The following is a 13,282-nucleotide window of genomic DNA, read 5'->3' on the forward strand; positions in this document are numbered from 1 at the left end:
AGTCGAATAATGAACAGGATTTTCTCAACCCTCGGTATTTCGCTATGGATAGCGCTGTTGTCGCCGATGGTCCTCGGGGCAAGCCTCAAGGCCCTGGACGTCGCTGCACTGCCGGGGGACCGCGTCGAGCTGAAGCTGTCGTTCGACGGGCCGCCACCGGTACCCCATGGCTACACCACCGAGCAGCCGGCGCGCATTGCCCTGGATCTGCCGGGCGTGACCAGCAAACTGGCGAGCAAGAACCGTGATCTCGGCGGCGGTAACGCGCGCAGTGCAACCGTGGTCGAGGCCAAGGATCGCACGCGGTTGATCATCAACCTGACCGAGTTGACCCCTTACGACACCAGGGTGGAGGGCAATAACCTGCTGGTGGTGATCGGCCAGGGTGCCGCGCCGAAAGCGGCCAACCGCACGCCGCGTCCAGCCACTGCTACTCCGGCATCCGCACAGGCACGGGCACCGGCCCGGGCTTCCGCGCCGTCCACCAAGTCGATTCGCGGCGTGGACTTCCAGCGTGGCACCCAGGGCGAGGGCAACGTGGTCATCGACTTGTCCGACCCCACCATCAGCCCCGACATCCAGGAGCAAGGCGGCAAGATCATCCTGACCTTCGCTCGTACCCAACTGCCGGAGCCGCTGCGGGTGCGGCTGGACGTCAAGGATTTCGCCACGCCGGTGCAGTTCGTCAATGCCAGCGCTGGCACCGACCGGGCGAGCATCAGCATCGAGCCCAGCGGTGCGTTCGACTACTCCACCTACCAGACCGATAACAAATTGACCGTCAGCGTCCGGCCAATGACCGTGGACGACCTGCAAAAGCGCAATGCTGAACGTTATGCCTACAGCGGCGAGAAGCTGTCGCTGAATTTCCAGGACATCGACGTGCGCTCGGTGCTGCAACTGATCGCCGATTTCACCAACCTCAACCTGGTGGCCAGCGACACCGTGCAGGGTGGCATCACTTTGCGCTTGCAAAACGTGCCGTGGGACCAGGCGCTGGACCTGGTGTTGAAGACCAAAGGCCTGGATAAACGCAAAATTGGCAATGTGCTGCTGGTAGCGCCGGCCGAGGAAATTGCCGCGCGCGAACGTCAGGAACTGGAATCGCAGAAGCAGATTGCCGAGCTGGCGCCATTGCGCCGGGAGTTGTTGCAGGTCAATTACGCCAAGGCGGCGGACATCGCCAAGCTGTTTCAGTCGGTGACCAGCGCCGAGGCAAAAATCGATGAGCGCGGCTCGATCACCGTGGACGAACGCACCAACAACATCATTGCCTACCAGACCCAGGATCGCCTCGACGAACTGCGGCGCATCGTGGCGCAACTGGATATTCCTGTGCGTCAGGTGATGATCGAGGCGCGTATCGTTGAAGCCAACGTCGATTACGACAAAAGCCTCGGGGTGCGCTGGGGCGGGTCGATCCAGAAAGGTAACTGGAACGGCTCCGGGGTCAATGGATCGTCGACCACCATCGGCACGCCGGGCAGCACCAGCACCAACTCGCCGTTCGTCGACATGGGCGCTGCGGGCAACACCTCCGGGATCGGCATCGCCTTCATCACCGACAACGTGCTGCTCGATCTGGAGCTGACGGCCATGGAGAAAACCGGTAACGGTGAAATCGTCTCCCAGCCCAAGGTCGTCACCTCGGACAAGGAAACCGCGAAAATCCTCAAGGGCACCGAGATTCCGTATCAGGAGGCCAGCTCCAGCGGCGCCACCTCGGTGTCGTTCAAGGAGGCTTCGTTGTCCTTGGAAGTGACGCCGCAGATCACGCCGGACAACCGCATCATCATGGAGGTCAAGGTCACCAAGGACGAACCGGACTACCTGAACAAAGTGCAGGACGTGCCGCCGATCAAGAAAAACGAAGTCAACGCCAAGGTCCTGGTGAATGATGGCGAGACCATCGTCATCGGCGGAGTTTTCTCAAATACTCAGAGCAAGGTGGTAGATAAGGTGCCATTTCTCGGTGATGTGCCGTATCTTGGCCGCCTTTTCCGGCGTGACGTGGTGTCGGAGAAAAAATCCGAGCTGCTGGTATTTCTTACTCCGCGTATCATGAATAACCAGGCGATTGCTGTGAGTCGTTGATTCTGTGCGAAATTTGATTCTTGTTGGGCCGATGGGTGCCGGTAAAAGCACCATCGGCCGTTTGCTGGCCAAAGAGCTGCGCCTGCCATTCAAAGATTCCGACAAGGAAATTGAATTGCGCACGGGCGCCAATATCCCATGGATCTTCGATAAGGAAGGCGAACCGGGCTTCCGTGACCGTGAGCAGGCGATGATTGCAGAATTGTGCGCCTGCGACGGCGTGGTGCTGGCCACTGGCGGCGGCGCGGTGATGCGCGAGGCCAATCGTCGGGCGCTGCATGCCGGTGGTCGCGTGGTTTATCTGCACGCCTCGGTCGAGCAGCAGGTCGGCCGCACCGCCCGCGACCGTAATCGGCCGCTGCTGCGCACCGCTGATCCAGCCAAGACCTTGCGCGACCTGCTGGCGATTCGCGATCCGCTCTACCGGGAAATTGCCGACCTGGTAGTGGAAACCGATGAGCGGCCACCGCGCATGGTGGTGCTGGACATCCTCGATCGCTTGCAGCAGCTACCACCCCGTTAATACCCATGACGAAATGCGCTATCCTCGGCGTCCTGAATGGACGCCCGAGGCTGTGGCGGATGGCTATCAGGCAGCGTCAGATCTGCTGAAGTCGTATTTTTCGTTAACTCTTGGCAGGACGCCGGAAACTCATTTCACTGTGGGGACACATGCAGACACTCAAGGTCGATCTCGGCGAGCGCAGCTACCCGATTCATATTGGCGAAGGCTTGTTGGATCAGCCGCAATTGCTGGCCCCGCACATCGCCGGGCGGCAGGTGGCGATCATCTCCAACGAGACCGTTGCGCCGCTGTACCTTGAGCGTTTGACCCACACGCTGGCCGGTTTCTCAGTGATTTCCGTGGTGCTGCCCGACGGCGAAGCCTTCAAGAACTGGGAAACCCTGCAGTTGATTTTCGATGGCCTGCTGACCGCGCGCCACGACCGCCGCACCACGGTCATCGCCCTGGGTGGCGGGGTGATCGGCGACATGGCCGGGTTTGCGGCCGCCTGCTATCAGCGCGGCGTGGATTTCATCCAGATTCCCACAACGCTGTTGTCGCAAGTCGATTCGTCGGTGGGCGGCAAGACCGGGATCAACCATCCGCTCGGCAAAAACATGGTCGGCGCGTTCTATCAGCCGAACGTGGTGCTGATCGACACCGCCAGCCTGAATACCTTGCCTGCCCGAGAACTCTCGGCGGGTCTGGCGGAAGTCATCAAGTATGGGCTGATCTGCGATGAGCCGTTCCTGACCTGGCTCGAAGAAAACGTCGATCGCCTGCGCGCGCTGGACCAGCAAGCCCTGACGTACGCGATCCAGCGGTCCTGCGAGGCCAAAGCGGCCGTGGTCGGCGCGGACGAACGGGAAACCGGCGTTCGCGCGACACTGAACCTGGGCCACACCTTTGGTCATGCCATCGAAACCCACATGGGCTATGGTGTCTGGCTGCATGGCGAGGCGGTCGCTGCTGGCACCGTAATGGCCCTGGAAATGTCGGCCCGCCTGGGCTGGATCAGCGAGCAGGAGCGTGACCGCGGCATTCGCCTGTTCCAGCGCGCCGGCTTGCCCGTGGTGCCGCCGGAAGAGATGACAGAAGCCGATTTTCTGCAACACATGGCAATTGACAAGAAAGTGATCGACGGTCGTATGCGCCTGGTGCTGTTGCGCCGCATGGGCGAAGCAGTGGTGACCGACGATTATCCAAAAGAGGTTCTACAGGCCACGCTGGGAGCGGATTACCGCGCTCTGGCTCAGCTTAAAGGTTAATAAGATCCCGATGACTAGTTTGCATGCCGACGAGGCTTTCCTCGGCCATTACCAGTTAAGCCACGACCCTTTCGCTCCACGGGTGCCTGGTTTCAAATTTTTCCCAGCCCAGCGCAAACCGGTGCTGGGGCAACTGCATCATCTGGCGCGCTATAGCCAGTTGCTGCTGGTGGTCACCGGCCCGCAAGGCAGTGGCAAGACGTTATTGCGTCAGGCTCTCGTTGCGAGCACCAACAAGCAATCGGTGCAAAGCGTGGTGGTTTCCGCCCGTGGCGCCGGTGATGCGGCCGGTGTGCTGCGCCAGGTGGCGCAGGCGCTGAACGTCGCCCAGGCGGAGATCGGCGCGATCCTCGCCCAAGTGGTGCAACTGGCCCTGACCGGCCAGGAAGTCTATTTGCTGGTCGACGACGCCGAACAACTTGACGAATCCGCACTCGAAGCCCTGATGGCATTGGCCGCTGGCGCACCGGAAGGTCGCCCGCATGTGTTCTTGTTTGGCGAATCATCACTGATCGCCCAACTTGAGGCGCTGAGCCTCGAGGAAGAACGCTTCCATGTCATCGAGCTGCAACCGTACACCGAAGAAGAAACTCGTGAATATCTGGACCAGCGCCTGGAAGGCGCTGGGCGGGGGATCGAACTGTTCACCGCCGACCAGATCACTGAGATTCACGAAAGCTCCGACGGTTGGCCTGGCAACATCAACCAGGTCGCCCGCGATGCAATGATCGAAGCCATGATCGCCAGCCGCTCTGCGGTGAAGCGTCCAAGTATGGGGTTCAAGATGCCTAAGAAACACGTATTGGCGATATCCGCCGTCGTCGTGGTAGCTGTCGCCGCTGCCTGGCTGATGCCGGGTCGCAGCAAGGCGCCGACCACTGGCGATGCGGCCAGTGAACAGGCGCAATTGCCACTGGGCACGCCAAAACCGAATGCTGGCGGCGCTCCCGCTGTCGAATTCGCCGGTAATACGCAGCCGATGCCGTTGCCGTTGGTCGGCCAATCGCAACCGGTCATGCGTGGTCCGTTAGCGGAAGAAGCCGGTGGGATCACCGAAGGCGACGACGGCGTGCCGGTCGAAGGTTCCAGCGCTACACCGCCGACCGTGACCACCAGCGCACCGCCGGCTGGCGTAGCCCCTGGCCCGGCGCCAACCCCGGCGGCCAAGCCGACTCCCGCACCGACTCAGGTCGCGACCGCCAAACCGGTACCAGCGCCTGCGGCCAAGCCAACCCCCGCGCCAGCCAAGCCTGAAGCGGCGAAACCGGCGGACAAGCCAGTGACCGTGGCCAAGGCTGCGGGTGGCACCTGGTACGCTGGCCAAGCGCCGGGCAACTACGTGGTGCAGATCCTCGGCACCAGCTCCGAGGCCTCGGCCCAAAGCTTCGTCAAGGAGCAGGGCGGCGAGTACCGTTATTTCAAGAAAGTGCTCAACGGCAAGCCGCTCTACGTGATCACCTACGGTAACTTCGCCAGCCGCGATGCCGCCCTTACCGCCATCAAGGCCTTGCCAGCGAAGGTTCAGGCTGGTAAACCTTGGCCTCGCACTGTCGCCAGCGTCCAACAGGAACTGGCCACAACTCGCTGAAGATTCGGCGGCCTTACCCAGGCCGCCTCTCCCGGCACCTCAAAATTTCTGCAAGCGCATGCCGCCTTTAGGGTCTGTTGGCGCTTGCTGACGACCGCGTTGCGCGCCAACATGCGCGAGGCTGCGTTGCGGGATTTGCCAAGGGAAGAGCCATTGGCAGCATCCCGCGCCTTGCCTCACGCACGTTGGCATCACAACGCGGTTCGCCAGCAAGCACCAACAGACCCTTGGGCCGCGTGCCTTGTGGTGTCTGCGTCACAGTAGTCTTTGAGTCGTAGCGGTCAAAATTAAAAAAGTTTTGACTAGCACAGCAGATCGCTTTAAACCTTTCACAAATGCGACATAGATTTGCGACATTTCGTCGTCAAATTTGTGAGCCTCTGTGTCGGTGTGTACAATGACCTCCCTTTTGCCCCGGCAAAGCTGGCGAACGTTCGGCGCAGGCGGCAAGTGGTTGAATTGAAAAGAAATTTGTCTCGATAAGAGGCAGCCTGGTGAGAAAGTGTCTATGAAAGCAGGTCTGTACCACCCAGATGAATTCAAGGATAACTGCGGTTTCGGCCTGATAGCCCATATGCAGGGCGAGCCCAGTCATACCCTTTTGCAAACGGCCATCGAGGCCCTGACCTGCATGACCCACCGCGGTGGGATCAACGCCGACGGCAAGACCGGTGACGGTTGCGGCTTGCTGATTCAAAAACCAGACGTGTTCCTGCGAGCCATCGCCCAGGAAACGTTTGGCGTGGTTTTGCCCAAGCAGTACGCGGTAGGCATGGTGTTTTTCAACCAGGACCCGGTCAAAGCCGAAGCCGCTCGCGCGAACATGAACCGCGAAATCCTGGCCGCCGGCCTGCAGTTGGTCGGCTGGCGCAAAGTGCCGATCGACACCAGCGTCCTCGGCCGCCTCGCCCTCGAGCGCCTGCCGCAGATCGAACAAGTGTTCATCGGCGGTGAAGGCCTCAGCGACCAGGACATGGCGATCAAGCTGTTCAGTTCCCGTCGTCGTTCGTCCGTGGCCAACGCCGCCGACACCGATCACTACATCTGCAGCTTTTCCCACAAGACCATCATCTATAAAGGCCTTATGATGCCGGCGGACCTCACCGCCTTCTATCCAGACCTCAGCGACGAGCGCCTGCAAACCGCGATCTGCGTGTTCCACCAGCGCTTCTCCACCAACACCTTGCCGAAATGGCCGCTGGCCCAGCCATTCCGCTTCCTCGCTCACAACGGCGAAATCAACACCATCACCGGTAACCGCAACTGGGCCCTGGCCCGGCGCACCAAGTTCGCCAACGACTTGATGCCCGATCTGGAAGAGCTCGGCCCGCTGGTCAACCGCGTCGGTTCCGACTCCTCCAGCATGGACAACATGCTCGAGCTGATGGTCACCGGCGGCATTGACCTGTTCCGTGGCGTGCGCATGCTGGTGCCGCCGGCGTGGCAGAACGTCGAGACCATGGACCCCGATCTGCGGGCGTTCTATGAATACAACTCGATGCACATGGAGCCCTGGGACGGCCCGGCCGGTATCGTGATGACCGACGGTCGCTACGCCGTGTGCCTGCTCGACCGTAACGGCCTGCGGCCATCGCGCTGGGTCACCACCAAGAACGGTTTCATCACCCTGGCGTCGGAAATCGGCGTCTGGAATTACCAGCCGGAAGACGTGATCGCCAAGGGCCGCGTCGGGCCGGGGCAGATCTTTGCCGTGGACACCGAGACCGGGCAGATCCTCGACACCGATTCCATCGACAACCGCTTGAAGTCCCGTCATCCGTACAAGCAATGGTTGCGCAAGAATGCCCTGCGCATCCAGGCGACCATGGAAGATAACGACCACGGTTCGGCGTTCTACGACGTCGATCAGCTCAAGCAATACATGAAGATGTACCAGGTCACGTTCGAAGAGCGCGACCAGGTGCTGCGTCCGCTTGGTGAGCAAGGCTACGAAGCCGTCGGCTCGATGGGCGACGACACGCCGATGGCCGTGCTGTCCCAGCGCGTGCGCACGCCGTACGACTATTTCCGCCAGCAGTTCGCGCAGGTCACCAACCCGCCGATCGACCCGCTGCGCGAAGCCATCGTCATGTCGCTGGAGATCTGCCTCGGTGCCGAGCGCAACATCTTCCAGGAGTCGCCGGAACACGCCTCGCGCGTGATCCTCAGCTCGCCGGTGATCTCGCCGGCCAAGTGGCGCTCGCTGATGAACCTCGATCGTCCGGGTTTCGAACGCCAGATCATCGACCTCAACTACGACGAAAGCGTCGGCCTCGAAGCGGCGATCCGCAACGTTGCCGATCAGGCTGAAGAAGCCGCACGCGCCGGTCGCACGCAAATCGTGCTGACCGACCGCCACATCGGTCCGGGCAAGTTGCCGATCCACGCTTCGCTCGCCACCGGCGCGGTGCACCACCGCCTGACCGAAAAAGGCTTGCGTTGCGACTCCAACATCCTGGTCGAAACTGCCACCGCGCGCGATCCGCACCACTTTGCCGTACTGATCGGCTTCGGCGCCTCAGCGGTCTATCCGTTCCTAGCCTATGAAGTGCTGGGCGACCTGATCCGCACCGGTGAAGTGTTGGGCGACCTCTATGAGGTGTTCAAGAACTACCGCAAAGGCATCACCAAAGGCCTGCTGAAAATCCTTTCGAAGATGGGCATCTCGACCATCACCTCGTACCGCGGTGCGCAGTTGTTCGAAGCCATCGGCCTGTCCGAAGAAGTCTGCGACCTGAGCTTCCGTGGCGTGCCGAGTCGCATCAAGGGTGCGCGTTTCGTCGATATCGAAGCCGAGCAGAAGGCCCTGGCCGTCGAAGCATGGAGCCCGCGCAAGCCGATCCAGCAAGGCGGTTTGTTGAAGTTCGTGCACGGTGGCGAGTACCACGCTTACAACCCGGATGTGGTCAACACCCTGCAAGCCGCCGTGCAGCAGGGCGACTACAGCAAATTCAAGGAATACACCTCGCTGGTGGACAATCGTCCGGTGTCGATGATTCGCGACCTGCTCCAGGTCAAGACCCTCGACACGCCGCTTGCCATGAGCGAGATCGAACCGCTGGAATCGGTGCTCAAGCGCTTCGACTCTGCCGGTATCTCGTTGGGCGCGTTGTCGCCGGAGGCCCACGAAGCCCTGGCCGAAGCCATGAACCGCCTCGGTGCGCGTTCCAACTCCGGCGAAGGCGGCGAAGACCCGGCGCGCTACGGCACCATCAAGAGCTCGAAAATCAAGCAAGTGGCCACCGGCCGCTTCGGTGTCACGCCTGAGTACCTGGTCAATGCCGAAGTGCTGCAGATCAAGGTCGCCCAGGGCGCCAAGCCGGGCGAGGGCGGGCAACTGCCGGGCGGCAAGGTCAACGGGCTGATCGCCAAGCTGCGTTATGCAGTGCCGGGCGTCACCCTGATTTCGCCACCGCCGCACCACGACATCTATTCGATCGAAGACTTGTCGCAACTGATTTTCGACTTGAAACAAGTCAACCCGAAAGCCCTGGTCTCGGTGAAACTTGTCGCCGAAGCGGGCGTCGGCACCATCGCTGCCGGTGTGGCCAAGGCCTACGCGGACCTGATCACCATTTCGGGTTACGACGGTGGCACCGGTGCTTCGCCGCTGACCTCGATCAAATACGCCGGCGCGCCATGGGAACTCGGCCTGGCTGAAACCCACCAGACCCTGCGCGGCAACGACCTGCGCGGCAAGGTGCGGGTGCAGACCGACGGCGGCCTGAAAACCGGCCTCGATGTGATCAAGGCTGCGATCCTTGGCGCTGAAAGCTTCGGCTTCGGCACCGCGCCGATGATCGCCCTGGGTTGCAAGTACCTGCGCATCTGCCACCTGAACAACTGCGCCACTGGCGTGGCCACGCAGAACGAGAAGCTGCGCAAGGATCACTACATCGGCACCGTCGACATGGTGGTGAATTTCTTCACCTACGTTGCCGAAGAAACCCGTGAATGGCTGGCCAAGCTGGGCGTGCGTTCCCTCGAAGAGCTGATCGGCCGTACCGATCTGCTGGACATCCTCGAAGGCCAGACTGCCAAGCAGAACCATCTGGACCTGACGCCGCTGTTGGGCAGTGATCACATCCCGGCCGACAAGCCACAGTTCTGCCAGGTGGACCGCAACCCGCCGTTCGACAAAGGTTTGCTCGCCGAGAAAATGGTCGAGATGGCCAGTTCGGCGATCAACGATGCCAGCGGCGCCGAATTCGAGCTGGATATCTGCAACTGCGACCGTTCAATCGGCGCCCGGATCTCCGGCGAAATCGCGCGCAAGCACGGCAACCAGGGCATGGCCAACGCGCCGATCACCTTCCGCTTCAAGGGCACTGCTGGCCAGAGCTTCGGTGTGTGGAACGCCGGTGGCCTGAACATGTACCTGGAAGGCGACGCCAACGACTACGTGGGCAAAGGCATGACCGGCGGCAAGCTGGTCATCGTTCCGCCCAAGGGCAGCGTCTACAAGACACAGGACAGTGCCATCATCGGCAACACTTGCCTGTACGGCGCCACGGGCGGCAAGCTGTTCGCCGCCGGCACTGCGGGCGAGCGTTTCGCCGTGCGTAACTCCGGCGCTCACACCGTGGTGGAAGGCACTGGCGACCATTGCTGCGAATACATGACCGGTGGTTTCGTCTGCGTACTGGGCAAGACCGGTTACAACTTCGGCTCAGGCATGACCGGTGGTTTCGCCTATGTGCTGGACCAGGACAACACCTTCGTTGACCGGGTCAACCACGAACTGGTGGAAATCCAGCGGATCAGCGGCGAAGCGATGGAAGCCTATCGCAGCCACCTGCAGCGCGTGCTGGACGAATACGTCGCGGAAACCGACAGCGAATGGGGCCGTAACCTCGCTGAGAACCTCGATGATTACCTGCGTCGTTTCTGGCTGGTCAAGCCCAAGGCTGCCAACCTGAAATCGTTGCTTTCCAGCACCCGTGCCAACCCGCAGTGATATGCGCCTGAAGAGTTTGATGAGGTTTTAACAATGGCTGAACGTCTGAATAATGACTTCCAGTTCATCGAGGTCGGGCGCAAGGATCCGAAGAAGAAACTGTTGCGTCAACGCAAGAAAGAGTTCGTGGAAATCTACGAACCGTTCAAACCCCAGCAGTCGGCCGACCAGGCCCACCGCTGCCTGGGTTGCGGTAACCCGTACTGCGAATGGAAGTGCCCGGTACACAACTTCATTCCCAACTGGCTGAAGCTGGTGGCCGAGGGCAACATCCTCCAGGCCGCCGAGCTGTCGCACCAGACCAACACCTTGCCGGAAGTCTGCGGCCGGGTGTGCCCGCAGGACCGTCTGTGCGAGGGTGCCTGCACCCTTAATGACGGCTTCGGCGCGGTGACCATCGGTTCGGTGGAGAAGTACATCACCGACACCGCGTTCGCCATGGGCTGGCGCCCGGACATGTCCAAGGTCAAGCCGACCGGCAAGCGTGTCGCGATCATCGGCGCCGGCCCGGCCGGCCTCGGTTGTGCCGACGTGCTGGTGCGCGGCGGCGTGACCCCGGTGGTGTTCGACAAGAACCCGGAAATCGGTGGTCTGCTGACCTTCGGCATCCCCGAGTTCAAGCTGGAAAAGAGCGTGCTGAGCAATCGTCGCGAAGTCTTCACCGGCATGGGCATTGAGTTCCGCCTGAACACCGAAATCGGCAAGGACGTGACCATCGAACAACTGCTCGAGGAATACGATGCTGTGTTCATGGGCATGGGCACCTACACCTACATGAAGGGTGGCTTTGCCGGGGAAGACCTGCCGGGCGTGTACGACGCGCTGGATTTCCTGATCGCCAACGTCAACCGCAACCTGGGCTTCGAAAAGTCGCCGGAAGATTTCGTCGACATGAAAGGCAAGAAGGTTGTGGTGCTGGGCGGCGGCGACACGGCGATGGACTGCAACCGCACGTCGATCCGCCAGGGCGCCAAATCGGTGACCTGCGCCTATCGTCGTGACGAAGCGAACATGCCAGGCTCGCGCAAAGAAGTGAAGAATGCCAAGGAAGAAGGCGTGCGCTTCCTCTATAACCGTCAGCCGATCGCCATTGTCGGCGAAGACAAGGTCGAAGGCGTGAAGGTGGTCGAGACCCGTCTCGGCGAACCGGACGCACGCGGTCGTCGCAGCCCTGAGCCAATCCCGGGTTCCGAAGAGATCATCCCGGCTGACGCCGTGGTCATCGCCTTCGGTTTCCGCCCGAGCCCGGCAGCGTGGTTCGACCAGCACAGTGTCCAGACCGACAGCCAGGGCCGCGTTGTGGCCCCGGAACAAGGCCAGTACAAGCACCAGACCAGCAACCCGAAAATCTTCGCCGGTGGCGACATGGTGCGCGGCTCCGACTTGGTGGTAACGGCAATCTTCGAAGGCCGTAATGCGGCGGAAGGGATCCTCGACTACCTGGGCGTCTGATCACTCCTCAAGACTGGAACGCGATACCTGTGGGAGCTGGCTCGCCAGCGATAGCATCACCTCGGTTCATCTGACACGCCGAGGTGTCTGCATCGCTGGCAAGCCAGCTCCCACAGTGGTTTGTGGTGTTGGGAACACCGCGTTCCCCCCCGCGACAAATTGACCCGATAGACAAAAGGTGCTCCGCTTACCGTGCCTTTTGCTCCGCGCTCTGAGAAAATGCCCGCACTTTTTTTCCGGATGCCGACATGACTGCCCTGAAGAACGACCGTTTCCTCCGCGCCCTGCTCAAGCAACCCGTAGACGTCACGCCCGTGTGGATGATGCGTCAGGCCGGCCGTTACCTGCCGGAATACCGCGCCAGCCGCGCGAATGCCGGCGACTTCATGAGCCTGTGCATGAATCCGGAGTTCGCTTGCGAAGTCACCATGCAACCGCTCGATCGCTATCCACAACTGGACGCGGCGATCCTGTTTTCCGACATCCTCACCATTCCCGATGCCATGGGCCAAGGCCTGTACTTCGAAACCGGTGAAGGTCCGCGCTTCAAGAAAGTCGTCAGCACCCTGGCCGACATCGAAGCCTTGCCGATCCCTGATCCGCACAAAGACCTCGGCTACGTGATGGACGCCGTCAGCACCATCCGCCGCGAACTGAACGGCCGCGTGCCGCTGATCGGCTTCTCCGGCAGCCCGTGGACCCTGGCCACCTACATGGTCGAAGGCGGTTCGTCGAAAGACTTCCGCAAGACCAAAGCGATGCTCTACGACAACCCGCAAGCCATGCACCTGCTGCTGGACAAGCTCGCGCAGTCGGTCACCAGCTACCTCAACGGCCAGATCATGGCTGGCGCGCAAGCGGTGCAGATTTTCGACACCTGGGGCGGCAACCTGTCGGCGGCGGCGTACCAGGAGTTCTCCCTGGCCTATATGCGCAAAATCGTCAGCGGCCTGATCCGCGAGCACGACGGCCGCAAAGTGCCGGTGATCCTGTTTACCAAGAACGGCGGCCTGTGGCTGGAAAGCATCGCCGATGCCGGCGCCGACGCGTTGGGCCTGGACTGGACCTGCGACATCGGCAACGCCCGTGCCCGTGTCGGCGACCAAGTCGCGTTGCAAGGCAACATGGACCCGACCGTGCTCTACGCCAAGCCGGAAGCGATCCGTACCGAAGTCGGGCGCATCCTCGCCAGCTATGGCAAGGGCACCGGCCACGTGTTCAACCTCGGCCACGGCATTACCCCGGAGGTCGATCCGGAACACGCCGGCGCTTTCCTGCGCGCGGTGCATGAACTCTCGGCGCAATACCACGAATAACCCCGTCGAGATTCACCGAAGCCTGTCCCGCCCCGTGCCGGACAGGCTTTTTTATGCCGGTGGAAATCGGGCAAAAGCATTACTCGTTGTAAGAATGTGTTC

At 61.3% G+C, this 13,282-nt stretch carries 7 protein-coding genes; all 7 read left to right on the forward strand.

The genetic code is table 11. The annotated features are described in order from the left end of the window. Positions 1-9: 9 nt before the first annotated feature. Positions 10-2,094, forward strand: a complete 2,085-nt coding sequence (gene pilQ / locus RG836_RS09110; RefSeq protein ID WP_310844872.1) for a type IV pilus secretin PilQ family protein — start codon at positions 10-12, stop codon at positions 2,092-2,094. A 4-nt stretch (positions 2,095-2,098) separates the two neighbouring features. Further along, the gene (aroK, locus tag RG836_RS09115) at positions 2,099-2,617 is read left to right on the forward strand and encodes a shikimate kinase AroK (RefSeq protein ID WP_310844873.1); all 519 of its coding nucleotides are present in this window, start codon (positions 2,099-2,101) and stop codon (positions 2,615-2,617) included. Positions 2,618-2,766: 149 nt separating this feature from the next. Then, complete coding sequence (gene aroB, locus RG836_RS09120; RefSeq protein WP_310844875.1) at positions 2,767-3,867, forward strand: 3-dehydroquinate synthase; 1,101 nt, start codon at positions 2,767-2,769, stop codon at positions 3,865-3,867. Positions 3,868-3,877: 10 nt separating this feature from the next. Further along, positions 3,878-5,455, forward strand: coding sequence for an SPOR domain-containing protein (locus RG836_RS09125; RefSeq protein WP_310844877.1), 1,578 nt, complete (start codon positions 3,878-3,880; stop codon positions 5,453-5,455). Between the two features lie 508 nt (positions 5,456-5,963). Then, entirely contained in the window at positions 5,964-10,412 is a 4,449-nt protein-coding gene (gltB, locus tag RG836_RS09130) for a glutamate synthase large subunit (protein WP_310844878.1), read from the forward strand. A gap of 33 nt (positions 10,413-10,445) precedes the next feature. Further along, a complete protein-coding gene (locus tag RG836_RS09135) occupies positions 10,446-11,864 on the forward strand; it encodes an FAD-dependent oxidoreductase (protein ID WP_310844879.1) in 1,419 nt (472 codons plus the stop codon). Between the two features lie 248 nt (positions 11,865-12,112). Further along, positions 12,113-13,180 (forward strand): uroporphyrinogen decarboxylase, encoded by a 1,068-nt coding sequence (gene hemE, locus RG836_RS09140; protein WP_310844880.1) that lies wholly within the window; start codon positions 12,113-12,115, stop codon positions 13,178-13,180. Positions 13,181-13,282 lie beyond the last annotated feature (102 nt).

The sequence above is a fragment of the Pseudomonas rhizozeae genome (assembly GCF_031583775.1).
In the GTDB taxonomy this organism is placed as follows: Bacteria; Pseudomonadota; Gammaproteobacteria; order Pseudomonadales; family Pseudomonadaceae; genus Aquipseudomonas.